Source organism: Peribacillus glennii, from assembly GCF_003429105.1.
GTDB classification, from domain to species: domain Bacteria; phylum Bacillota; class Bacilli; order Bacillales; family DSM-1321; genus Peribacillus; species Peribacillus glennii.
Genome location: NZ_QVTD01000005.1, coordinates 310,132 through 336,196, shown reverse-complemented (window position 1 = coordinate 336,196; position 26,065 = coordinate 310,132). Strand labels below are relative to the sequence as shown.

The 26,065-nt window shown below is 42.6% G+C and carries 18 protein-coding genes and 1 pseudogene; 14 read left to right on the top strand and 5 right to left on the bottom strand.

What is annotated here, in order from left to right:
* Window positions 1-127 precede the first annotated feature (127 nt).
* Window positions 128-1,183: a C40 family peptidase gene (locus tag D0466_RS11045; protein WP_117322611.1), complete on the bottom strand. Its 1,056-nt coding sequence runs from the start codon at window positions 1,181-1,183 to the stop codon at window positions 128-130.
* Between the two features lie 190 nt (window positions 1,184-1,373).
* On the bottom strand, window positions 1,374-3,518 hold the full coding sequence (locus D0466_RS11040; protein WP_117322610.1) for a S8 family serine peptidase: 2,145 nt from the start codon (window positions 3,516-3,518) through the stop codon (window positions 1,374-1,376).
* A gap of 285 nt (window positions 3,519-3,803) precedes the next feature.
* Here D0466_RS11040 and D0466_RS11035 point away from each other — a divergent pair, with 285 nt between their 5' ends.
* From D0466_RS11035 to wecB, 3 genes are all read left to right on the top strand, one after another.
* On the top strand, window positions 3,804-5,813 hold the full coding sequence (locus D0466_RS11035) for an SH3 domain-containing protein (RefSeq protein WP_117322609.1): 2,010 nt from the start codon (window positions 3,804-3,806) through the stop codon (window positions 5,811-5,813).
* 387 nt (window positions 5,814-6,200) lie between these two features.
* The gene (gene galU / locus D0466_RS11030; RefSeq protein WP_117322608.1) at window positions 6,201-7,073 is read left to right on the top strand and encodes a UTP--glucose-1-phosphate uridylyltransferase GalU; all 873 of its coding nucleotides are present in this window, start codon (window positions 6,201-6,203) and stop codon (window positions 7,071-7,073) included.
* A gap of 251 nt (window positions 7,074-7,324) precedes the next feature.
* The gene (gene wecB / locus D0466_RS11025; protein ID WP_117322657.1) at window positions 7,325-8,482 is read left to right on the top strand and encodes a non-hydrolyzing UDP-N-acetylglucosamine 2-epimerase; all 1,158 of its coding nucleotides are present in this window, start codon (window positions 7,325-7,327) and stop codon (window positions 8,480-8,482) included.
* Between the two features lie 325 nt (window positions 8,483-8,807).
* On the opposite strand, the gene D0466_RS11020 is transcribed toward wecB, so the two are convergent.
* Window positions 8,808-10,190 carry a glycosyltransferase family 2 protein gene (locus D0466_RS11020; protein ID WP_117322607.1) on the bottom strand — a complete coding sequence of 461 codons (1,383 nt, stop codon included), beginning with the start codon at window positions 10,188-10,190 and terminating at the stop codon, window positions 8,808-8,810.
* Window positions 10,191-10,397: 207 nt separating this feature from the next.
* On the opposite strand from D0466_RS11020, the gene D0466_RS11015 reads away from it, so the two are divergent.
* From D0466_RS11015 to D0466_RS10965, 11 genes and pseudogenes are all read left to right on the top strand, one after another.
* The gene (locus tag D0466_RS11015; protein ID WP_117322606.1) at window positions 10,398-12,233 is read left to right on the top strand and encodes an LTA synthase family protein; all 1,836 of its coding nucleotides are present in this window, start codon (window positions 10,398-10,400) and stop codon (window positions 12,231-12,233) included.
* A 250-nt stretch (window positions 12,234-12,483) separates the two neighbouring features.
* Window positions 12,484-13,197, top strand: a complete 714-nt coding sequence (locus D0466_RS11010; protein WP_117322605.1) for an IspD/TarI family cytidylyltransferase — start codon at window positions 12,484-12,486, stop codon at window positions 13,195-13,197.
* The gene (locus D0466_RS11005; protein WP_117322604.1) at window positions 13,194-14,225 is read left to right on the top strand and encodes a ribitol-5-phosphate dehydrogenase; all 1,032 of its coding nucleotides are present in this window, start codon (window positions 13,194-13,196) and stop codon (window positions 14,223-14,225) included. The genes D0466_RS11010 and D0466_RS11005 overlap by 4 nt, the downstream gene beginning before the upstream one ends.
* Window positions 14,226-14,267: 42 nt before the next feature.
* Window positions 14,268-15,440 (top strand): CDP-glycerol glycerophosphotransferase family protein, encoded by a 1,173-nt coding sequence (locus D0466_RS11000; protein WP_158555890.1) that lies wholly within the window; start codon window positions 14,268-14,270, stop codon window positions 15,438-15,440.
* Between the two features lie 191 nt (window positions 15,441-15,631).
* Window positions 15,632-17,527, top strand: coding sequence for a CDP-glycerol glycerophosphotransferase family protein (locus D0466_RS10995; protein ID WP_117322602.1), 1,896 nt, complete (start codon window positions 15,632-15,634; stop codon window positions 17,525-17,527).
* Window positions 17,528-17,881: 354 nt separating this feature from the next.
* Entirely contained in the window at window positions 17,882-18,277 is a 396-nt protein-coding gene (gene tagD, locus D0466_RS10990) for a glycerol-3-phosphate cytidylyltransferase (protein WP_117322601.1), read from the top strand.
* Window positions 18,270-19,502, top strand: a complete 1,233-nt coding sequence (locus D0466_RS10985; protein ID WP_117322600.1) for a CDP-glycerol glycerophosphotransferase family protein — start codon at window positions 18,270-18,272, stop codon at window positions 19,500-19,502. The genes tagD and D0466_RS10985 overlap by 8 nt, the downstream gene beginning before the upstream one ends.
* 336 nt (window positions 19,503-19,838) lie before the next feature.
* Window positions 19,839-20,660: an ABC transporter permease gene (locus D0466_RS10980; RefSeq protein ID WP_117322599.1), complete on the top strand. Its 822-nt coding sequence runs from the start codon at window positions 19,839-19,841 to the stop codon at window positions 20,658-20,660.
* Window positions 20,661-20,675: 15 nt separating this feature from the next.
* Window positions 20,676-21,458, top strand: a pseudogene (tagH, locus tag D0466_RS10975) (teichoic acids export ABC transporter ATP-binding subunit TagH); the annotation flags it as partial.
* Between the two features lie 160 nt (window positions 21,459-21,618).
* Window positions 21,619-22,356 carry a WecB/TagA/CpsF family glycosyltransferase gene (locus D0466_RS10970; protein WP_117322597.1) on the top strand — a complete coding sequence of 246 codons (738 nt, stop codon included), beginning with the start codon at window positions 21,619-21,621 and terminating at the stop codon, window positions 22,354-22,356.
* A gap of 350 nt (window positions 22,357-22,706) precedes the next feature.
* Window positions 22,707-23,771, top strand: coding sequence for a glycosyltransferase family 4 protein (locus D0466_RS10965; protein WP_117322596.1), 1,065 nt, complete (start codon window positions 22,707-22,709; stop codon window positions 23,769-23,771).
* A gap of 163 nt (window positions 23,772-23,934) precedes the next feature.
* Here the strand turns inward: D0466_RS10965 and D0466_RS10960 are convergent, their stop codons facing one another.
* Together D0466_RS10960 and D0466_RS10955 are read right to left on the bottom strand one after the other, a co-directional pair.
* Window positions 23,935-24,987, bottom strand: a complete 1,053-nt coding sequence (locus D0466_RS10960) for an LCP family protein (RefSeq protein WP_199484544.1) — start codon at window positions 24,985-24,987, stop codon at window positions 23,935-23,937.
* A 180-nt stretch (window positions 24,988-25,167) separates the two neighbouring features.
* Window positions 25,168-25,800 carry a YigZ family protein gene (locus tag D0466_RS10955; protein ID WP_117322594.1) on the bottom strand — a complete coding sequence of 211 codons (633 nt, stop codon included), beginning with the start codon at window positions 25,798-25,800 and terminating at the stop codon, window positions 25,168-25,170.
* Between the last annotated feature and the right edge of the window lie 265 nt (window positions 25,801-26,065).

Genomic DNA, 26,065 nt, shown 5'->3' with positions numbered 1-26,065 from the left:
GAATGGTTCCTGTTCTGAATCACTATTTTTTAGACGTAGACTACCGCTTAAAGGTTACAATGGTTATGTTTGGGAGCTCGATGAAAATCGAGGCTATCAATCTTAAAGGTGCTATATATCTATCATTTTATAATCTCTTATAACCGGCGAATCTTGTTTTGTAATAGGATTCATCGAGTGAACTGATCCGTACTCCCTTGCTCGAACTTGCATGGATGAACTGTTGCCCGCCCATGTAGATTCCCATATGAGTGATCAAGTATTTTTTGTCTGCGGAGGGGGAGAAGAATACAAGGTCGCCCGGCTGGGGCGCAGTGACCCTTTTTCCCATGTCAAAATAGGTAGAAGAAGAGTACCTGGAAATCTGGTAGCCCGCTTTTTTATACACATAATATACGAAACCGCTGCAATCAAAACCGGAAGGTGAAGACCCGCCCCACGAATAAGGGACACCAATCTGTTTTTTTGCTTCAGCAAGCAATATGCCAACTTTTTCACCGTTGCTTGCGGGCTGATCGGATACGGCGGTGTCTTGAACAGGCTTGCCGGAGGTTTTTGAAACCACAAGGCGCTGGCCGGTATAAATAACATCAGAAGTCAACTTGTTTATTGATTTCAGTTCTGTTACCGAGAGCCCAAACTTGGAAGCAATTTTCGACAAGGAATCGCCCTGTTTGACGGTATAGACAGTGCCTGCTGCAGGAGCTGTGGACTGTTTTTCCTCTTTTTTCCCCCTTGAGGGCTTATTTGCCGGAAGCTCAATGGTCGTTGAGGCTGCTTTTTTGGAAACGATGAGTTTCTGTCCGGGATAAATTAAATGGCCGTTGATCTTGTTCCAATTTTTAAGTTCGCCTAACGTAATTCCCTGCTTGTTGGCGATTTTCAACAGTGTATCGCCTGCTTTGACAGTATAGTAAGCTGTAGTTGTCTTATGTACGGTAATTTTACTTTTCGAAGAGGAAGGGCTTGGATTCTCTGAGACTTGTAATTTTTGATTGATATGAATGACATCTGATTTCAAGTTATTAAGCTGTTTAAGTCTTGTGACTGTAGTATCATGGATTTTTGCGATTTTCGACAGATTGTCCCCGCTCTTTACTGTATATGTACTGGCCATGGCGGAGGTAGCGAGAGTTGAGGATAGAACGGCTGCGGTTGATAGAGTGACAATATGTTTTTTCAAAATCTTTCACCTCTATACATCTTTTGTGATAATTCTACCAAATAGAATGATTACATTTATATTACATTTGTGTTACAAAATACTATATTCGGTTTTTTATTATGAAACACCAGGAATAATAATAAGTTTCAACCGAAAAAAAAGGACAATCCAGGGGGAATTAACATCCCGTGGATTGTCCTTGGCAGAATTATCTTATATCGTCTACTTTAAACGAAGCGCTTTTGGCGGTCCTTTTATTGCCTGCGGCATCCGTTGCTTCCAAAACAAATTGATAATTTCCTTCCTTCGCAAAGGTGTTTTTTGCTGTTTTGCCGTCCCAGGCGATTGTTGAGGTTCCCGTTTTCCATGATTGAACGGAAACGAGAGTTTTGACGGCAGTCCCTGTAGTGTCTATAACTTTTACAGTAACTCTCGCTGTTTCCTTAATTGTTCCTTTAGCGTTCAGTTTCGTTTTGCCGTCCATTTTGAACAATTTACTTGAAGCAGCGATTGTTGCAGCCGGGGCGGCTGTATCGACCGCAATGGCCATCGAATTCTTTTCTCCCGGGCGTCCTTCCTGGTCGTCCGCACTCACAGTAAGCTTATAGATGCCGTCCTTCACCCGTTTGTTGCCTCCATCCTTTCCGTCCCAGGCAATTAACTGGGTACCCCCTGTAAATGCTGTTTTTTCATGCAGCGTCCTGATTAATTTCCCTTGGCTGTCATAAACCGCTGCGGTTACATTGGCATTTTTATTAAGGGTGAATGGTATATCGAGTTTTGTCTTCACTGCAGGCGAGAATACAAGAGATGATTTTGAAAAAGATACTGCCGGAAGTATATCATCCTGGATCATCACAGAGGCCGTTTTGTATAACTTATGTTTCTTGTTGCTTGCCTTTGCATAAATTTTGTATGTCCCGCTCGGTGCATAAGCCCCTGTATCCAATTTGCCATTCCAATGATAAGAAACCTTTCCTCCGCTCCAGGCTTTGTTCCAAATCAGTTTCTTTACAATCCTGCCTTTGCCATCCTTGACATATAGCGATACGTATGTATTTTTATGGGCACTGAATGAAATGTCCAGCTGGTTCTTTCCATCCTCAATGAACGTTTTGGCTGAAAGGGAAACCGTTGACATCGGGCTCGGTGTATTTTGCAGAGCGTTATAGGCATCAACCCTGCCATAGCCAAATTTGTTGTCACGCTCTTTTGTTCCAAGGTCGACAGCTGATTTTTTCAAGATTTGCATCGTTTCCGCCGGCTTTAAGAATGGATTTTTTGAAAGGATAAGCGCGGAAACGCCGGATACGACCGGAGAAGCCATGGAGGTGCCATCCATCATGGCATACCTGCCTTGGGAAATCGTCGAATAGATTTTAACGCCCGGTGCAGAAAAATCGATGTAACTGCCATAGTTCGAAAAAGGGGCAAGCTGATCTTTTGAATCAACGGCGCTTACACCTATAACTGAATCGAGGGCAGCCGGGTAAAACTTTTTACTAGAATGCGAATTGCCTGCAGCGGCTACAACCACTACACCTTTTGAAGCGGCATATTTAACCGCATGATCAAGCACTGATGAGTAGACATCGGTTGTTAAGCTTAAATTGATGATATCGGCTCCCGAATCCACTGCATACCTGATTCCATCAGCAACCCAGTAGCTATCCGCCGCATCGCCAAGAAATACATTGACTGGCATGATTTTTACAGACGGGGCGATACCTGCGGTGCCGATTCGGTTCATGGAAGCACCGATGATTCCGGAGACATGTGTTGCGTGATCGCCTGACGGAAGCTTGGTTTCCCCTGTCACGGCATTATAGGGGTGGACAAATCTTCCCTTCAAATCCGGATGGACCATGGAGAATCCGCCATCAACGACTGCAACTGTTACCCCCGCTGTTCCTTTCGTAATGTCCCAGGAAGCGGGCATGCTGATTTTATTTAGGTACCACTGTTTCCCAAAGGCTGGGTCTGTCGGTTTAAACGTACTTTTAATTTCATAATTTGGTTCAACCAGTTCTACAGCACGGTTTTTAAGCAATTTCCGGGAGAGGGCTGTTAAATCAGAACCTGAAGGAACAGACACGAGGGTAAAACCGTTTATCGTGGAGTCAAGTTCCTGGGCGGAAATGCCCTGCAGGATTTTCCTTTTTAAGGCTGGCTCCGCATCGGGTGCGAATTTAACCACTAAATTCCGCTCATCGTATTTCTCTGGTTCCTTAAACGACATTGTTATATTCGTATTGTGTTTTTCTTGCATTGATGGAGCTGAATCTGCATGTGCTTCCGGATAACCAATCAACAGGAAGGCCAACAGAGCAACAATGGAAATTGATGGTTTCATTTTACATTTTCCTTTCTATTAAACATCCACAGGTACTATATCAAAAAAATGTCAGAATGATCTTATAAACTGTAAAACTATTTTACCATGGTAAGTGTATGTATTAGGCTGAAATTGTTGTTGGTAAAATTAACTAATCATGTTTAATAAAGGGATTTTTTATTATACCTTAAATTTATCCCAGTAAGACCGATATGTTATGTGAACTGTAAAAAAATTAGCAGGCAGGCAAAGTGCCAAATTATCAATTTTACCTAGGAATCTATCAAGTAAGGATGTGAGTATATGAAAAAGGCATGCAAGGCATTGTTTTTATCCACTGCTCTATTGCTTGGCCCGGCCATTGCACCAGTTAATTCGTTAGATTTAGGGATGACAGAAGCAAGCGAACTGGTAAAGTTCTCTAAAACTACTTATCTTGCAACTAGCGATTTGGCTGTAAGGTCGGGGGCGGGAACGAAATTTAAGACCGTAATAAAGGTACCTAAAGGAAAGACGGTAACATCCACTGAACGAAGCGGCGATTGGTATAAAGTGTCATACGTATATACATACAAAGGCAAAAGTGCTACAAAAACGGGTTGGGTAAAAGGCGGCCTGAAAGAATACTACAGGTATATCACAACACAGGGAATCTATTACATTACAAAAAAACAAAGCAGCCTCTATTCTTCTCCAGACATGAAGAAAAAAGCAGTTTATACAGTTGCCGCGGATAATGGCTTCCACTCCACACAAAAAGTGATCAATAGCATCGGCCATACATGGTACCGGGTTTCTTATCATGGGAAAACCTTATATGTTAAGGGGAGTTATGTGAGCCAGAGTCCGATAAAGAATTTTACAAGAACAACCTTCATCGCGAAAAAGGATGCCTATGTATACCGCAGCCATGGAAATGCTTACACTAAGCTGATGAAAATACCGCAGGGGGTTTCTGTGACTTCTGAAAGGAGTGTAGGAAACTGGTATAAAGTGACCTACCGCGGGAAGACAGGTTATTTTTATCTGGGAGATTTCACTAAATATACGAAACCGGTTGAGTATGCAAATTCAGGAAAGACATATCTCATTAATGCGGATTTAAACGTTCGAAAACTGGCAAATTGGTCTTCCGGCGGCACTGTGGTGGTGCCAAAGGGGAAAATCATCGTGCCAAGCCATAAAACCTCCAATGGATGGTATAAAGTTTCTTATAGCAAAAAAACAGGCTATGTTCCGGCATCCCATCTGCAGCAGGTTACAACGGGAGACCCGCTGTCATCAAGGACAGGCTATCAATTTGTCGACCTTCGGAAACCGGCAAGCGTGTCTGCCAAACAAATCAATGATTATATAGCGTCATATGTGGCAGCGACCAAAAAGCCAAGTGTATTGACCAATAAGGGCCAGGCCTTCATTGATGCCGGCAAGAAGTATGGAGTTAATTCGGTTTACCTGGCAGCGCATGCCATTCATGAAAGTGCTTTTGGGACCTCGCAAATCTCGCTCGGAAAGAAGAACCTATTCGGTTTTGGGGCTTACGATGCAAGTCCATACATAGCCGCTGTCCGCTTTTCCAGCGTTGAACAGAATATTGAATATATTGCGCGTGAAATGAAGGCCACCTATTTGAATCCGCAAAACTGGAAGTACAAGGGAGCCTATCTGGGATATAGTACAAAGACCATGAAGAATGCACGGGTGAATGAAAATAGCACAGGAATGAATTATTTTTATGCGAGCGACCCGATGTGGGGCAGGAAGATAGCGGACCACATGGCGAAAATTGTGCGGTATAGCAGCAGCCATTACTCCAAGGCAAAAATTAATGCCAATGGTGTTTCGATGCCAACCCGCCCTCAGGGAACAGATAAATTCCCGGAAAATATCGAGGCTATAGCCAAAAAGGATCTGGCGATTTATAAAGAAAAAGGAAAAGAACCGGTAAATAAACCAATCGATAAAGGAACGAAATTCCTCCTCCTTGAAAAGACGAATGATTTCTGGGTGAAGATAAGAGTCGATGAAGAAATTTATTGGACAAATACGATTAAATTCGATGTGTATAACCAGTTTATTTCTGTATCCAATTTGGGCAGGTCCACAGGCAATCCGTTGAATGTGAGAAAGGAACCAAATACATCTTCAGCTATAATCGGCAGCGGGATAAAATTAAATAGCTTTGTAGAACTGGTCCTTAAAAAGGATGGTACACCGAAGATGGATAACACGAAAAAATGGTATGAACTAAGGCTTGATGATAAAACAACCGGGTGGGTAAGTGCCCATTACATCGTAAGGGAACTTAAATAGGAGACACCTCTGTGAACGAACAATACCCGGATTAATGCTTCTGGCATAGGCAGCCAGGGGTAAACAAGGAACCAGCGGATTGCTGCACTATATGCGGCCCGCTGGTTCCTTGTTTATTATAGAAAGGAAAATCCTGCTTTCGTATAAACCGTGCCTCTATCCCTCTTTATGTGATTAGTTGCCTTTATCATGAAAATGATACTTTGTATTAGCTATGCCACATAAGATAAAACAACACGATGAATTGATTTTTCCCTTCGATTACAATCAGGCGCATTGTGAACGCTCGAATACGGGGCGGGCAGTTTTCATACGGGCAAAAAACAATAAATACCGAAAAGGACGGCAAATGTTGCAGGGCAGAGCAGAGGTTGGGGGGAGCAAGCGATGAAAGTACGGAAAGCGATTATCCCGGCTGCCGGGTTGGGAACGCGTTTCTTGCCAGCGACTAAAGCACAGCCAAAAGAAATGCTTCCTATAGTAGATAAACCAACATTACAATATATTATTGAAGAAGCGGTTGAATCGGGTATAGAAGAAATACTGATCATTACAGGAAGGAATAAGAAATCGATCGAGGACCATTTTGACAAATCGATCGAATTGGAAATTGAACTGCAGGCGAAGGGGAAGCTTGACCTTTTAGAGCAGGTCAGGCAAATCTCTGAAATGGTCAATATCCATTATATCCGCCAGAAAGAGCCAAAGGGGCTTGGCCATGCCATATATTGCGCGAAGAGTTTTATAGGAATGGAGCCATTCGCTGTATTATTGGGCGATGATATAGTATATGCGGAAAAGCCGTGTATGGGGCAGATGATCGAAAAGTACGAAGAATATAAGACAACGATTATTGGCGTACAAGAGGTAGCAAAGGAAGACGTGAACAAATACGGTATAATTGAAGCTAAACATGTGGAAGACCGCATTTACAAAGTGAAAGGATTGGTTGAAAAACCGGCAATCAATGATGCACCTTCCCGGATTGCGGTCCTTGGAAGGTACATTATCAGCCCCTCAATCTTTGAAATCCTGGAAAATACCAAGCCGGGAAAAGGCGGCGAAATACAATTGACCGACGCACTGAAAGAACTTGCTAAACGAGAAGCCATGTATGCATACCACTTTGATGGCAAACGATATGATGTAGGGGACAAACAAGGGTTCTTACAAGCTACGGTAGAATTCGCCCTCAGAAGGCCAGACATCCGAACCCAATTTCTTGAATACTTAGTAAAAATCAGAGATATCGAAATATAAATATGTCGGCGAGGGTCAGTCCACCGATAAGATAACGCGTTAAAGCACCGGGGGTCAGTCCCTCGATAAGGTAATACGTTAAAGCAATGGGGGACTAACCCCAATTGCCAGGCAGTATTAATCAAACGATTGATTAAGGTTAAAAATACAATTGTACATAGCCAATCGCGACCATTAAAGAATTTAATCAAACGATTGATTAACAGATTAGAGAAGCTACAATCGTGCAGCTGCAAGAAAAGGAGAAAAAAATGGACCAGAAAATTAAAGTAATGACCATATTCGGTACGAGGCCGGAGGCAATCAAGATGGCCCCGCTAGTTTTGGAATTGAAAAAATATCCTGACATGATTGATCCCTATGTCACTGTTACAGCCCAGCATAGGGAAATGTTAGATCAAGTGATGGATGTGTTCCGGATTACACCTGACTTTGATCTCGATATTATGAAGAACCGCCAGACGTTGGTGGATGTCACTACTAGAGCATTGGAGGGACTGGACCAAGTGATGAAAGAAGTAAAGCCAGACCTTGTCCTGGTACATGGCGATACTTCCACTACTTTTGTTGCAAGCCTCGCCGCCTTCTACAACCAAATTTCCGTTGGGCACGTAGAAGCAGGGCTAAGAACCTGGAATAAATATTCCCCATTCCCGGAAGAAATGAACAGGCAGTTGACCGGCGTAATTGCAGATCTCCATTTTGCGCCTACTGACAGTTCCCGGCAAAATTTATTGCAGGAAAATAAAAAGCAGGAAACGATTTTCGTTACTGGCAATACAGCAATCGATGCGTTGAATACGACTATCACAAGTACATATAAGCATGAGGTGTTAGAAAAAATAGGTAATGATAAGATGCTGCTGCTCACCGCACATCGCCGCGAAAACATAGGGAACCCAATGAGAAATATGTTTAAAGCGATCAAACGGCTGTTGCAGGAACACAGTGATTTGCAGGTGGTTTACCCAGTACACCTTAACCCGGCAGTCAGGGAGATAGCGGATGAATTACTCGGCAATGACCCCCGCATTCATCTCATCGAACCGTTAGGGGTCATAGACTTCCATAACATTGCATCCAGGGCTTATCTTATATTAACTGATTCAGGCGGTGTCCAGGAGGAGGCGCCATCATTGGGCGTACCTGTACTTGTACTGAGGGACACGACAGAACGGCCGGAAGGGGTAGCTGCCGGGACATTAAAACTGGCAGGAAAGCATGAAGATACGATTTTCAATCTGGCAAACGAATTGCTAACCGACCATGAAAAATATGAAGGAATGTCGAAAGCTTCCAATCCGTATGGAGATGGGCAGGCTTCTTATCGTATTGTCCAGGCAATCCTGCACCATTACGGAAAAATAAAAGAAGGCCCAGCATCTTTTTTGGCAGAAAGGAAAGTATAAACCTTTCCAAATGATTGCATGAGCCGCTAACTTATAAATATAAATGGTAAATTGATAAAATGTGTGACTTGTAGAAGCGCTCCACGAATTTATTGATAAAACGTGTCAACTGTTGCAACACCTTGCAAATTTATTGATATAACGTTTCAATTGTTGAAATGCTTCACAGATTTATTGATATCCTGTTTAGTTTATTGATTTACCCCTCAACCGGTTGATGCGGCAACAGGAGTGAAATAACAAAAAACCGCAAGTAGGGCACTCATTGCTGTCCCTATTTGCGGATAATTTAAGCCTCGGAATTCACTTTTTAATAAAGAATGTTTTATTTCACAGGCTCCCGGTCAAGTACCAATTCCGGCTGTTCGCTTTCCATTTCCAGGTCTTCGATGGAAACGGCGCGCGTATGCTTCGTATGGTTCCATTCCCGCTGATTTTTCTTAATAAATCCCATTATGGTGACCGGTATCCAGGAAAGGCCGAAAATATAGGAAATTACAAACCAGTGAAGTTTCTTCCCTTTCTTTTCAAGCAGCATCGCTATGATCGGCAGTGAGATATAACATAAAATGAAACATGCGTACATCCATGCATTTAGTAAAACGGAACGATTGATGATATCTCCAAGAAATCCATTAACCTTGTAGACGCCAGTGTATGACAGAATGGTGAAAATCAATAAAACTCCTGCCAAAAGAGAACGGGAAGGCATCATGAGATAAATCGCCGAGTCGATGAGCATGAATTTCCTTTGCTTGATCCCTTCTTTTATAAGCGGAAGAGTGTATCTTGTCATACAATCAAAATGTCCTTGCATCCAGCGGATCCTTTGTTTGAAAGACTGGGCGAATCCAAGCGGTTTTTCATCATATAGCTTGGCATCATGGGCCCAGGCCACCCTTTTTCCGGTCTTCAAGATGTACCGCTGTGTAAACTCCAGGTCCTCCGTCAAAGAAGTTGCACCCCAGCCAATTTCCTTTAAAACTTTCGTTGATACAGTCACCCCGGTGCCGCCTAGCTGTGCAGTCAAGCCAAGATGCTCCCTCACCAGTTGATAAATCCTGTTCGTTGACCAATAGGCGAAGGAATAAGATTTTGTGACCCACGTGTCCTCAGGATTTTTAGAATCCAGGTAACCCTGGATTACCTCACAACCGTCCACTAATTTGGAATTTACGATTTTTAAGAAATCCTTGCTTACCAGATTATCCGCGTCAAACATGACCACGGCATCATAGATAACGCCTTTTTCTTCAAGCTCCCAGAGCCGATCGAACATCCATTCAAGCCCATACCCTTTTCCTCTTTTGTCAGGGTCGCTTCTCTCCATGGCGTTGGTACCGGTTTTCCTGACTTCATCAGCAGTAGCATCGGTACAGTTGTCACATATCACATAAACATCATAAAGGGCCTTTGGGTAATCCAGATGCTTCAGATTCTCGCAGATCTGGCCGATTACTTCTTCTTCGTTATGGGCCGCCACCAGGACGGCAAACTTGTTTTTTGGTTCTTTAATTACCGTCTTCTTGAACTTTCGCAGGCCTGAATAACTCATCACGGTTTGGTACCCCACGAAAAAGAGGGCCACTCCCTGAATGCCTAATAAAAAAATGTATAAACCCAACTCAAAGGCGTTTCCCCAGCCTTGTGTAAACACTCCATAAGCAAAGGCGATCGCCATGGCTATAAAAATGATGAGACTGAACATAAAAACCACCTCATTGCTCTGGTTGGCAAATTTTCAGAGCCTTTTTGTCTCCATTATTTCCTGAATGCGGGGGAATGATACTCTTTGCACAAAAATAACAGGGGCACATTCTATTCGGCTTAGGTATATGACCTTCTGACATATGGAATACTGTTATCACTTTACCTGCGGCTGCGGTATCTAAATAGCAGAACTTGGCGGTGTACAATGGCAAAACTTTTATCTAACATCGGAATTTACACGTTTTTTTCAGTTGCCCTAAAACTCTTGTATGTCAGAGATTCCATCATGGAGGAGATTGGCATAGCAGGTTATCTTACGGAGATTTCATTCTTGGCCATCTTTATCATGCTGGTAAGCTTCTTGAAACACAGTATTTCCGTTCCTTTATTTTTCCTTTTTAATATGACAATCTCTTTTCTTTCTTTGGCGGCCATTATGTATTTTGATTATTATCATACGATTTTCACCTATAAAGCGCTGGCTGAGTTAGACCAGATTGTAACAATAAAAGATAGTGTATTCGCCCTCTTAGAGATTGAATATCTGTTCCTTTTTGTCGATTTCGTTTTGGCGGGGTTCATGTTCAGTATAGGCAAGCGAATTTCTGTAAGGCATATCCCTCTTCCAAATAAATCACCGTTATTGATTGCATTGATTGCCAGTTTTCTAATTGCCCTGGGTGTTCGAAATGTTTCCGGCATGATTAGTGAAATTAATAAATATGAAACGTTGGGGCTTGTTGGGTACCAGCTGGTTGAGGGTGGGGCTGATTTGGCCCGTTCCTGGAACGGCGGACAAAGCATTAGTGCCGAAACCATTCAGCAATACAAGCAGATTGATACCGGAAACAGGAAATACGAGGGAATCGCGGCAGGCAAAAATATCATCATCGTACAATTGGAATCAGTCCAAAACTTTGTTATCAACAAAAAGATCGATGGACAGCCTGTGACGCCGAACTTGAATGCACTTCTAAAGGAAGCTTTTTACTTCCCGAACACCTATACCCAGGTAGGCAAGGGTAACACTTCTGATGCAGAGTTTATTACAAACACGTCGATTTACGCGTTGGGAGATACCGCAATGTCCGCAGCTGCACAAGGAAAGGATATCCCTGGGCTGCCAAGGGAACTGATCGGCGAAGGATATCATACCGCTACCTTCCATGCGAATGGTGTTTCCTTTTGGAACAGGAAAGAGATGTACCGCTCACTCGGATTTAACGAGTATTATGATAAAAAATATTTCGGGAATGAAGATGTGATTTCGTATGGGGCATCGGATGAGGTTTTTTATGAAAAGCTGATTGATCAGCTTTCCCGATATAAACAGCAGGGCAAAAAGTTTTATGCCCATGCCATAGCCCTTTCCAGCCACTTTCCCTATAAACTTCCCGAGGAAAAAAAGAAACTAGCCGTGGACCTGCCTGATCGATTCGATGGATCTTCTGTCGGGGACTATTTGGAGGCTGTCAGTTATGCAGACTTCGCCTTTGGCAGGTTTATTGATGGTTTAAAACGGGAAGGGCTTTATGAAGACTCCGTAATTGTGGTTTACGGGGACCATCAAGGGTTACAAACAAAGACCGACACAGACAAGCAGCTGGTCCGCGAAGTTTTGGGAAGACAATATCATCCGGTTCTTGACCACCTGAATGTTCTATTGTTTATGAAAATCCCATCCATAACGGAGGGGAAAGTTATTCAAATGACGGGCGGTCTGGTTGATATTTATCCCACGATCGCGAACATATTGGGACTCGATATCCGTGACGAAGTCGTATTCGGAACGGATTTGCTTAATACCAGCCACAACCTGATTGGCATCCGTTTCTATGCGCCAACGGGAACCTACATCAATGAACAATTCAGTTTTTCCCCGGGCAAAATGAAAAACTCGGGTAAAATCACGAACCTTCATAATAGAAAAGAGTCAACCGCAAACGCAGCTTCCTTGAAGGACCTGGAAGAAATGATCAAGTATCTTGAGATGTCTGATGAATATGTGGGTTCTTTAAAGCCGCGTTCGGAAAAGCGATAATATTTTTTTCTTATCATAAAGGACGTTTCCGTGACGTTCTTTTTAATTTCCCTACAGTAACTCTAAACAAACCGCTTGACTTTCCTATAAATGAAATTTTTAAGCAATATATGGTTTCTTGAAAAACCATATCAAAACGTGTATAGTTTAGCTTGGGTTTATTGTCGTTTTATGAGACATATTCTTTTAATTTACAAAACTCCAAAGATGAACGATTAGATTTTTTTTTAAGAAAAGGGGTCGAATATACGTGATTTATGCAGAAATATTAGCTGGCGGCAAAGGTACCCGCATGGGGAATGTCAATATGCCAAAACAATATCTGTCATTAAATAATAAGCCAATCATCGTTCATACAATTGAGAAATTCGTATTGAATGACCGTTTTGAAAAAATTATTGTTGTTACCCCTAAAGAGTGGATCAATCATACAAAAGATATTATTAAGAAGCATATCGGCCATGAAGACCGGATTGTAGTTGTGCAAGGCGGAAAAGACCGGAACGAGTCCATCATGAGCGGGATTAAATACATCGAGAAGGAATTCGGGCTGCAAGATGATGATGTCATTGTCACCCATGATTCTGTCAGGCCATTTCTTACCCACAGGATCATCGAAGAAAATATTGACGCCGTCCTGGAATACGGTGCTGTTGATACGGTTATCGAAGCAATTGACACGATCATTAAGTCCGAGGATGGAGATACCATCTCCGAAATACCTGTCCGTGATGTCATGTATCAGGGCCAAACCCCGCAAAGCTTTAACATTAACATGCTCGTCACCCATTACAATGCCTTGTCTGAAGAACAAAAGGGCATTCTGACAGATGCATGTAAAATCTGTGCCTTAAGCGGTGAAAAGGTCAAAATTGTAAAAGGTGAAGTGTTTAACATTAAAGTGACTACTCCGTATGACCTGAAGGTTGCCAACGCCATTATACAGGAGCGGATGTCCAAATGATTAACCAAGTTTACCGTTTAGTTTCGCCGAGACAGTTTGAAGTAACGTATACAGACAGGTCGCTTACGTATTCAAAAGACTTTGTCGTCGTCCGTCCAACGCATTTATCCATATGTGCAGCGGATCAGCGTTACTTTACAGGCACCCGCGGAAAAGAAGCGATGGCGAAAAAGCTTCCGATGGCTTTGATCCATGAAGGAATCGGCAAAGTGGTATATGATCCGGCAGGTGAGTTCAAGAACGGAACACTTGTTGTCATGGTTCCTAATTCCCCTGTGGAGAAGGATGACATCATCGGTGAAAATTACCTGCGGACAAGCAGGTTCCGGTCCAGCGGGTACGATGGTTTTATGCAGGATTATGTCTTTTTGGACAGGGACCGGGTCGTTGAATTGCCGGAAGATATAAACCCCCATGTGGCAGCGTTTATAGAACTGATCACGATCAGCATGCATACTCTATCCAGATTCGAAGCAAGGGCACACACCCGCCGGAATGTATTTGGCGTGTGGGGGGACGGAAATCTTGGCTTCATTACTTGCTTATTATTGAAAAAGCGTTATAAAGACAGCAAGGTCATCTTATTCGGGAAAACCGGATACAAAATGGACAACTTCTCCTTTGTTGATGAAGCATACCAAATTGACGAAATCCCCGAGGATCTGCGGATTGACCATGCTTTTGAAGCAGTTGGGGGCCGGGGGAGCCAAAGCGCCATTGACCAGATGATTGAGTATCTTCATCCTGAAGGTTCCATCTGTTTAATGGGAGTCTCTGAATATCCGGTCGAGATCAATACTAGAATGGTATTGGAAAAGGGAATCACAATGATTGGCAGCAGCCGGAGCGGGCGTGCCGACTTTGTCAACACCGTCGACTTTTTAAAGGAATTCCCCGAGGTAGTAGAATATTTCGGAACTTTAGTTGGTGAAGTACAGGAAGTAAAAAATATCCAAAATATTATCGAGGCTTTTGAAAAGGATCTAACCTCTTCTTGGGGCAAGACAGTTATGGAATGGAAGATATAAGGATCACATTTACTGAAAGGCAGGCTTTTTGATTTGCGGCAATTGAAATGGATACCGACATTGGCGATAAAAGGTTTTATCATTTTAGCTTATAGATTATTCAGCCTGCTTTTTTCAGTGAAACCCCGTAAAGTCACCTTTGCTTCGTATAGATCAGAGGAATTGACCGGGAATCTGTACTATATTTGGAAGGAATTCAGCCTGCGGCATCAAGACTATGAATATACGGTTAAGTTGAAAAAATTCAATAGTTCATTCACCGGAAAACTGGCATATGCAATCCACTTGATTCGCAGCTGCTATGATTTGGCCACTTCCCGTTACTTTATCATAGATGACTATTATTTTCCGGTCTATGCCATAAAGCCGAGGGAAGAAACTGAGATCATCCAGCTTTGGCATGCCGCAGGCGCATTTAAAAAGTTCGGATTGAGTACAAGGGGTAAGGCTTTCGGGCCAAGCGACGATTATTTAAAGCATATTAAAGTGCATTCTAATTACTCCCGGGTCTATGTCAGCTCTTCCGATATTGTTCCCTTTTACGCGGAGGCTTTTGACATGCCTCCACAAGATATTTTCCCTCTTGGCGTACCCAGGACGGATTATTTTTTTGACGAAACGGAAGTACAAAAGGCAAAAGCATTGTTTTTCCAAAAGTACCCTGAACTAAAAGGGAGAAGGCTGATCTTATATGCGCCAACCTTCAGGGGCAAAAGCCATTACCAAAAGAGCTTTGAAAGCCCGATCGATTTCGGGGAGATGAAAGAGGAGCTTGGGGACTCATATGCCGTGTTGGTCCATTTGCATCCCTACATGAATGCAGGTGCGGATTTCCCCGAACATACCGCGGGCTTTGTATATCATATCCATGAGGGCTTTAGTATCGAAGAACTGCTGGTTGTGTCGGATATTTTGATTACTGATTATTCTTCTGTGATATTTGATTACAGTTTACTTGAACGGCCAATTGCATTTTTTGCCTATGATTTGGAAGAATATATAAAAGAACGGGACTTTTATATAGATTACCGCTCTGAAATTCCCGGGCCTATTTTCACAGAAACGACTGAGCTCACCCGATGGATCCAAAAAGGAGCTTTTGATATAAAGGCAGTCGCTGAGTTTAAACACAGGTTTTTTGACTATACGGACGGAAAAGCATCAGCCAGGATTGTTGACCATTTATTAACGGGAGAAAAGCGGAGGATTGGTTAAACCTCTTTGGTGCATATAGCAGATCATAGGCTAAGTAGTCTTCGCCTGTGTGACCCATGTGCCGGGGGCGGAATACGCCTCTGTCTTAATCATAAAAAGGCTCGCCAATCGGCGAGTTTTCTAAATTCAAACTGGTCTATGGATATATTAAATGATTTCTGAAAATCATATGGCATAGTTAGGAGAACGTAATGTTAACGAGAATCAAGCGCAAAATTAAACGGCTGATCAGGGGCGGGAACCCGCCAGTAACGTTAAATAAAGTAACGTATGAAGAGGGTTATTTATCTGAACCTGTCGTGACCGAAAATGAAATTATCATAAAAAAGGAAAATATCGTTGAATCTCTGCCGGTACTGAATGAGCTGGCAGGAATTGAAGAAAACCTGATCCCGAGAAGGAAGGTCACTTCCCTATCCTGGAACGGGCCGATCATGGCTATCCAAGGATATTTCTATATTGAAGATATCCCGATGACTGATGAGGATTTGGTTAAAAAAAGACTCATCCTATTAGGGAAAACCGGCGTTAAAATCTCGATTCCGCTGCAGGAAATATCTTTCCATGATTTAGAATTGGATGAAGATATTCCTGACATGTATGAATGGGCGGGCTATAAAGGGAAAATCAATTTCGCCACCATCCTTGACAATAAGCCGCTTCCTGAATCGGAATACAGGGTTTACCTCGAGACAGAGGTCCATGTCCTTGGCGATAAAATATACAAAAAAAGCTTCCCTCTTGGAAATATCCAAAGGTTCTTGAATAAGGGCTTTCATTCTTCAAAAATGGAACATTTCACCGCGAAAAGGGAACTGAAATTCAATCTATTGGTTACTTATGATTTATCCAGAAAAACGCTGAAAATCACGTCAACCAAGCTTAAGGATATGGATCCTACTGAAATGGGCCTTGATAGCGAGGAGTATAAACGCGGAGTGTTTTACCGCTTTTTCTCTACCACCGTTTTCCGATTCTTATACAAGTTGTTCTGTATGCTGCCGATAAAACAAAATAAAATTCTCTTTGCTTCCGACAGCCGGAATGATATGAGCGGCAATTTCGCATTTGTATATGATGAAATGCTAAGGCGGAATCTTGATTTCGATTACCACTTCATGCTGAAACGGGGAGTGGCAGAGAAAAAGACGTACAAAGAGATTATTGCTTTAGCCTATCATATTGCTACTTCAAAATTCATCGTCCTCGATGATTTTTACCCGATGATCTATCCTTTGACGATCAGGGAGAATGCTGAATTAGTCCAACTGTGGCATGCTGTGGGTGCCTTTAAAACATTTGGATTCAGCCGGCTTGGGCGTCCTGGAGGCCCATCGCCAAGATCCAGGAATCACCGCAATTACACAAAGGCCATCGTAAGCTCTGAGAATGTAAGGAAGCATTATGCGGAAGGCTTTGGCATCGATAAGGAAAATGTGATTCCGACAGGGATACCGCGTACAGACGTATTCTTTGATCAAGAGTACCAAAATAGCGTCAAAGAAAGGTTATACGAAGAGTTTCCATTCCTGAAGGGCAAGAAGGTTATCATGTTTGCGCCTACGTTCCGTGGAAACGGCCAGCAATCCGCCCATTATCCAATGGAAGTGCTGGATTTGGAGGACTTGTATAAAGAATTAAGTGATGAATACGTCTTCTTGTTCAAGATTCACCCGTTTGTAAAAAATGATTTCAGCATTCCTTATCAATATAGCGATTTCTTTTATGATTTCTCTTCTTATCGGGAAATTAATGATTTGCTATTTATAACGGATATACTGATTACTGATTACTCTTCAGTATGCTTTGAATTCGCCTTATTGAACAGGCCGATGCTCTTCTTTGCCTATGATGTAGAAGAATATGTCCAAAAAAGGGATTTCTACTATGATTTCCACTCGTTCATCCCTGGCCCGCTTGTACGGTCTTCCGAAGAAATTGTGGATGCCATTGTCGAAAAAGACTTTGAGATGGAGAAAATCCATCCATTTGTGCATTACTTCTTTGAAGATGTGGACGGCAAGGCGAGTGCACGGGTAGTGGACCGGATCTTTTTAAATACAGATGAAGATGCCGTTGAAAAGTAACGATAAATAACCAAGCGTGTGGAACCAGTCTGACTGCTTTCCACATGCTTTTTTTATAGGCCGGAAGCTGTATGAAACGGGACTGCCAGGTACATTACTAACTTCGTGACAATATATTTTATTATGGATAAGAAACAAGCGGCTGAGGGATAATTTTACTAAACGGTGCATAAAGCCCTCTCTTAACGATTGCCATAATTGGGCATGACATATTTCGACTTTGGGTTTGTATTTACACTCATCAGGCTATATAATATTGGAGATGCGTTACCTGAATCTATGATTCTACAATTTCTAAAATGGATTGTTTTATACTGGCCGTACCCTTTTATAAGCGGTAAGGAGTTGAAAATATTGAAAAAAGTGATCACTTACGGCACCTTTGATTTGCTGCACATTGGACATATAAATATTCTCTCCCGCGCGAAGGAACTGGGGGATTATTTGGTCGTCGGGCTTTCAACGGACCGTTTTAATGAAGAGAAAAAGAAAGAGGCTTACCATAGCTTCGAGAACCGAAAGCGTATACTCGAATCCATTCGGTATGTCGATGAAGTCATTCCGGAAGATAACTGGGATCAAAAAATCCAGGATGTCATTGGCCAAGAGATTGACTTGTTTGTCATGGGAGATGATTGGAAGGGCAAATTCGACTTTCTTAAACCGTACTGCGAAGTCCTTTACCTTCCCCGAACAATCGGTATTTCAACAACCAAAATAAAAACGGACTTATATAATATCAATGGGTAAAGATTTTATTATCTCGCTTTATTTGATAGCTTTTAAAATGATTTTCGGGGTTTTCAAGCTGTTCCCAACCAAGAATAAGATTACCTTTGTCGTTTCCTTTGGCGATAATATCCGATCCGTGTATGAGGAAATGGTCCGCCAGCATATAAAGGCAGAGGTTGTTTTTTTGAGCAACGGAAAAACGGCGAAACAGTTTGAGGATTATCCGGATACAACCATCCTGTCATTTGAGACTGCCGTCATTTCTGATAATCTTAAGGCCATTTATCATCTGGCTACCTCACGTTATATCGTGGTGGATAATTATTTCGGTTTTCTGGCTTCCGCTCAATTTAAAAAAGGTGTCGAGTGCATTCAGTTATGGCATGCTGGCGGAGCCATCAAGAAATTCGGGCTGGAGGATGCGTCAGCCGCAAACCGTAGTCCGGCGGCACAGCAGCGGTTCCGGAAGGTTTACAGCAAATTTGATAAAGTCGCAGTGGGATCTGAAGAGATGGCCGAGATTTTCAAGAAAGCGTTTGGGCTCGGAGACAAGAATATATTGAGGACGGGCGTTCCCCGAACAGACTTTTTTTATGATGAGCAGCTTAAAACAAAAAGCCTGAAAAAAGTTGAATCCTATACGGAATCATGGACTGGGAAAAAGAAAATTCTGTACGCCCCGACATACAGGGATAATGAGTTGAATTCGTTTGAATTGAAACTTGACCTCGAAAGGCTGCAAAAGGAAATTGGGCAAGATTATGTCATATTATTAAAGCTTCATCCGGCGATAAAAAAAAGGACTGACTATGAGAGACAGTTTCCCGGATTTGTTTTTGATCTTTCATCGTCGGGCTTCCATATCAACGAACTGCTCCTGGCCGCCGACTGCTTAATTACCGATTACTCCTCGATTCCCTATGAGTACTCATTGCTGCAAAGGCCGATGATTTTCTTTGCATATGACTTGGAGTCTTATGCTAAGGAACGTGGTTTATGGGGCGAGTATGAAAATATGGTTCCCGGTCCTGTGGTTACGACTACCGGGGAAATTATCGAATTAATCAAGGCCGGGGATTTTGATATCGATGCGATAGTAAAGTTCGCCAGGGAGCATAATAAGTATTCTTTTGGCCATTCATCTGAGAATTTGCTTCAGTATATGTTTAGCACATCCCATGATGGCAAAGGAGCAGATCACAAAAGAATTTCTCATGAAACGGATTCCGCCGCTTCGAGGTAAGAGAGCTTCGAAGCTTTTGTTTTTGCAGAAATGAAAGCATTACATTTTCTTGTGCTGCACTAAGGCAGAACACAGACTAATTGCGCCACATATCGACGCTTGTGTGACCCACACTCTGCATGGCCACGGTTTCGCCTGATCCGCGTCTTTACAAAGGTGCGCTACTCTACGGGTTTTCCAATTGTACACACACGAAAAATCACTCCCTATGATATGATGGCTCATGGGCAGAATATAAGGGAGACAAGCCCATCCAAAGGAAAGGATGGCTTGCTAGGCTCCCGAATGGCGGAGGTCCGCGCATTTCTTTTTATTAACGTTAGGAAGGACCATGACATGAAATCGATGTTTACGGTGATTAAAGAACAGATTCAAAGCTTTTATCTTATTCGGCGCCTTTCAATGTTTGAAATGAGGAGCGCAAATAATAATAACTATCTGGGAATCCTATGGGAAATCATAAACCCGGGGATTCAGATCATGATCTATTGGTTCGTGTTCGGTTTTGGGATCCGCCGGGGTGAGAACGTTCAACCCTTTGATATCCCGTTTATCTTCTGGATGCTCTCGGGGATCATGGTTTGGTTTTTTATCAATCCGGCTGTACTGGAATCCTCCAAATCGATTTATACGAGGATCAATTTTATCTCGAAAATGAGTTTTCCGATGAGTGTCATTCCCAGTTATGTAATTTTTGCGAAATTTTATCAGCATTTGATGCTTACTGGAATCATACTGATCATTTTTCAATTTACCGACTATAAAATTTCACCTTATATAATTCAGCTGCCGTATTTTATGTTTTCATTGCTTGTGCTTTTGCTGGCATTGGCTCTGGTCACGTCTACACTTTCGACCATTGTGCGGGATGTGCAAATGGTGATACAGTCCATAATGAGGGTTATGTTATATTTAACGCCTTTATTATGGCCCCCTTATCGATTTGATGGGAAATACGAATGGATTCAAACAGTGATGCAAATCAATCCGTTTTATTATATTGTGGAAGGATACCGTGCTGCGATATTAGGGACAGAATGGTATTTTGTCGACCACTGGCGTTATACCTTGTATTTTTGGGCAGTGGTTATCGTGATCCTGGCTATCGGATCCGCGCTGCATGTGAAATTCCGCAGACATTTTGTGGATTACTTGTAATTGGATGTGATATAGATGAGCGATACGGTTATTGTTAAAAACGTGACCAAAAAATTTAAATTGCATAGGAAGGCATCTGAAAAGCTGCTAGATATCATTCTGCCTAATGGATATGGAGAGGATTTCTATGCCCTTCAGAATATAACCTTCACTGCAAAAAAAGGCGATGTCATCGGGCTCGTGGGCGTAAATGGCTCCGGTAAATCTACTTTGTCCAATATTATCTCGGGCATCATACCGCCCACTCATGGGGAAGTAACTACAAAAGGGCAGATCTCTTTAATCGCCATTAAGTCCGGCCTGAACAATCAGCTTACCGGAAGGGAAAATATTGAGCTAAAGCTTTTAATGCTTGGTTTCAATAAAAAGGAAATTAAAGAGCTTGAGCCCGAAATCATTGATTTTGCCGATATAGGGAAGTTCATCGACCAGCCCGTTAAGAAATATTCCAGCGGGATGAAATCGCGGCTTGGTTTTTCTATTTCTGTCACTGTCGACCCTGACATCCTGATCATTGACGAAGCGCTGTCAGTGGGTGACCAGGCTTTTGCAGACAAATCGAAGGAAAAGATGTTCAGCTTTCGCGATTCAGGCAAGACGATTTTCTTTGTCAGCCACGCGATCAGCCAGGTCAAACAGTTCTGCACGAAGGTGATGTGGCTCGAATATGGGGAAATTAGGGCGTTTGACAAAACAGAGATTGTCGTGCCGGAATATAAGAAATTCCTCAAAGAGTACAGGGCCATGTCCCGTGAAGAACGAAAAGAGTTCAGGGAACGGGCCATGGAGAAGCAAAGCAGGCCCCTTGAAACGGTAAAATAGTGAGTGGCATAAAAACCTGCCGATTCCCTTTGTGGTCCTGGCAGGTTTTTTGTCAATTCCAGCAACAAATTTCCTATTAAATTCGTCAAATAACTGATAGCAGCTAATGATCATGAAGGCAAGGAAGGCTAAAAGAATGAAAATCGATAAAATTGATATAATGGGCATTCCTTTTGCAAATGTAACAAGGAAGGCGCTTGTTGAGGAAATCATGCGTGAACGATTGCAGGATGGCAAAAAAACATACATTGTAACGGCTAATCCGGAAATTGTTGAACATGCCTCAAAAGATACCGATTACAGGAATATAATCTGCAGCTCCGATTTTGTGATTCCGGATGGCATCGGGGTCATATATGCCTCCAAGGTGTTAAATACGCCGCTTGAGGAGCGGATTGCCGGCTTTGATCTTATGACCGAGCTGCTGGGGATGGCCAATGCTAAGCGTTACAAGGTGTTTTTGCTTGGAGCTGAGGAATCAGTTGTCCAATTGGCCGCAGAGAATGTGGAAAAGCAATACAAACACATCGATCTAGCCGGATACCATCACGGCTTCATCGATATTGAAGATGAAGCCCTTCCGAAGCAGATAAGTAAATTCAAGCCGGACATCGTCTTCATCGCACTTGGATTTCCGAAACAGGACCAGTGGATCAACAAGCATCTCCATCTTTTTGACAAAGGGATTTTTATGGGGGTTGGCGGCAGCTTTGATGTGCTGGCCGGAAAAGTAAACCGGGCTCCGGCGGTCTGGCAAAAAGCCAATCTGGAATGGCTTTACCGGTTGATCCAGGAACCGAGACGCTGGCGAAGGATGTCAGCCCTCCCGCTTTTTATGCTGAAAGTGATGAAAAAGAGGGTAACAGGCAAATAAAGGGGAGTTCCGTGCGGACTAATTAAAATCGATTCCGGGAAAATTAACAAAGTAATGATTATGAAACTTTTTATACTTTTCGACGTCTAATGTATTGGACAGGATTTATATTGTTTTATGGGGCAGTTTCTAATACCACTATGATTATTCATCGGCTTTTAGACAATACTCGGAAAAAATTGACAAAAATTTTCATGGGTTCAATAACTTTTTGTAGAGATTTTTTAAAAAACCATTTATAATCAATATTTGAGATTGCTTTACAAAAGATCAATAAATTATGGAACTGGTTTACATTCCTTTACATACAGGGTATGTAATCTCTACGTTGCAGTTAAGAGGTGGGTCTAATGTTATTGTGGGCCTTTTTGACAGCTTTCATTTTGTCAATCATACTAACTCCATTTGTTATCCGATTGGCATATAAAATGGGGGCTACTGATAAACCGAATGAACGGAAAGTCCATGAAAAAGTAATGCCGCGCATGGGCGGCCTCGCCATTTTTCTAAGCTTTTTCATCGCTTATGTCATTTTTGGCGGGAACTTTCCAAATCAAGTGCCTATCCTATTAGGTGCATTGGTGATTATCATAATAGGAATGATTGACGATATATATGAATTGAGAGCACGTACAAAATTACTTGGCCAGATTGCTGCTGCCCTTATCATTATCCTTATGGGCGGCCTTGAAGTGGAATTTATCAACCTGCCATTCGGCGGGATGCTGGAATTTGGGATGCTGAGCATACCAATCACGATTCTCTGGATCGTGGGAGTCACGAATGCAATCAACCTGATCGATGGGCTTGACGGCCTTGCTGCAGGAGTGTCCTCCATCGCACTTATTACCATATCGGTGATGGCTTTGTTGATGGGAGACCTTTTTGTTGCTACGCTTGCTTTGATTGTGACAGGAGGGACACTCGGCTTTTTAAAGTATAACTTTTATCCGGCAAAAGTATTCATGGGCGATACGGGATCGTTATTCCTGGGATATATCATTGCCGTGATTTCCTTGCTCGGGTTTAAGAACGTTACGATGATCTCTTTGATTGTGCCAATCATCATTTTAGGCGTACCGCTTTCAGATACGTTTTTCGCAATTATTCGCAGGGTAATCAATAAACAGCCATTGGCCGCTCCGGATAAATCACACCTGCACCATTGCCTTGTCAGGGTGGGGTATTCTCATAGGGAGACAGTCATCCTTATTTATGCGTTAGCCGCAAGCTTTGGACTGGCAGCCATTATTTTCTCACTGGCTACGTTATGGGGCGCGCTCCTGATCCTTGGCATCCTGATTCTTACCATTGAAATCATTGTTGAAAAAATCGGGTTGGTCGGTGCGAATTATCAGCCATTGCTTAAAATGTACAATACGGCTAAAAACGCAAATGTTAAGAATAAAGGTTAAAAACACCTTTGCCCAGCGGCAAAGGTGTTTTGTTTTGTTTGATGGAAGTATCACGAAACGAAAAAGGCACTTCCTATTATGAAGGAAGTGCCTTTTTGCTTACTTTCGGAACACGGGCTAAGGGTGCCAGCATCTTCCGGCAACACTTACATATCCTGTGACCTTAATTTTGTGCCTCTGCCGTTTCCTGTGCGGGCTGGGTCGTGGCCGACTGGGTGTCCTGGGTCGTGCTCGACGGGCTGTTCTGTGACGTTATATTTAAATGCTGTTTCAACGCTGATTGCGCTTCTATCAACGACATTTCATTGATTTGGTAATAGTATACACCGCTCAGACGAAGGTCGCTGCCTTCTAACTTCACTGATTCGATATTTAAACCAGAATCATTCGTAACATAACTGATAAAGGACTTCATTTGCCCGAACTTAAGGTTCGTCGTCATGTTATCTCCGACAGCTTGCATCACATCGGTATATTTTGTGACAGCACCCACGGATGTTGCCTTTTTCATGATCGCCTTCAGTATTTCCTGCTGGCGTTCACCCCGCATGATATCCGTATCCTGTTTACGTGTCCTGGCCAGTGCGAGTGCCTGCTCGCCATTTACCGTCTGGACTCCCGGCTGGAGGTGGATGGCTCCTGCACGGTCCTTTGAATCCTGTTCCCTTAATTCATAAGGTACATTCACTTCAATGCCGTTTAAAGCATTGACAACATCAATGAATGCGTTGAAGTTCATCCGGACATAATAATCTACAGGAATATCAAGGAGTTCCTCGACAGTGTCCATTGTAGCCTGAGGACCGCCAAGAGCATGGGCGGCATTGATTTTTGTTTTTGAGCCGCGTTCCGGAATATAAACATAGGAATCACGAGGGATGCTCAACAGCTTGATGCTATTTTCTTTCTTATTGAAAGTGGCTAGCATCAGGGCATCGGAACGGGAATTTCCTTGAAACTGCCGTTTTTCACTGTCATCGACACCGATAAACAATAATGATATATTATCCGCCATCGGATCTACGTCACGCTTGTCCGAACCGGCTAGTGGATCATACGAGTTATTGAAAACAGACTGAGCTTTTGTATAAAGATACGCACCATATGTGGTCGCGCCTAAAGCCAAAATCAGAAACGGTATTAAAACCAACAAAATCCTTCTGCGCTTTTTCTTCTTCTTTTTTATTTTATATATTGTTCGTCTAGTACTAGACATCATTTATTTCCCCTTTACATGGCATAAACCGCCACTATTTTTCAATTTTCTTAAAAAGACTGGCGAAAAATAGACCAAACTTAATTTTACAATGAAATGGCTATTACGTAAAATGAATTTTCCTTTTTTACACATGAAAGTTATTGGAAAACTACATTTGGCTGCAAAGGAGGGTGATTTCTAGATTTCTTTCTCCAGATAGAGGATGTCCCCTTCAGTAATGTCCGCTTGTCCATTCGTCAGTTCCGTCATCCAATCTGTGAACTCCTGCTTTTGCCCTTCTTCCACGAAAGTTTGAATGATGACATTATCAAGATATTGAATTTCTTTTATCTCATAGATAGAGGAGCGGAGTTCGTTTTCGAGTTTTCCAAGCCAGGTGTAATCTACCTTTGAGTGCATGACGCGCATAAGCTTCCGCTCGACGATGCCCGCCCGTTCGATCCCTTCAGAAGCCGATTTTCCGTACGCCCGTATGAGGCCGCCTGCGCCAAGTTTGATGCCCCCGAAATAGCGAGTGACCACAACGGCTGTATCTTTAAGACCTTTTTTCTTAATAACCTCCAAGATAGGCACGCCTGCTGTTCCGCTAGGTTCCCCATCGTCATTGGCCTTCTGGATATGGTTGTTTTCCCCAATCAGATAGGCTGAGCAATTGTGGGTAGCGTCATGGTGCTTCTTTTTAATGGATGCGATAAAGCTTTGTGCTGCTTCTTCCGTTTCAGCGCGGGTGATGTGGGCAATGAACCGGGACTTTTGGATAATGATTTCATGCCCGCCTTCACCTTTGACGGTCAAATAGCTTGGAAGCATGGTGGACCTCCTTTGCGCAACCGGTGGATTGCGGTTTTTATATCATATTATAGGGATTAGGGCTGATTGAAACAAATAGCAAGAATGGCGCCGAATATCGCGAAAATGAAGTGGTTTTCGTAATAAAACAGTAAGGTACCGTAAAGTAAATTTAATATTAAAAGACTATCTACATGCTATAATGTTAACTATTCTTGGAGTATTAAGTACTATCTTAAAATAGTAACATATGCTTAAAAGAATAATTTTTGCAAGAAATGCGAGA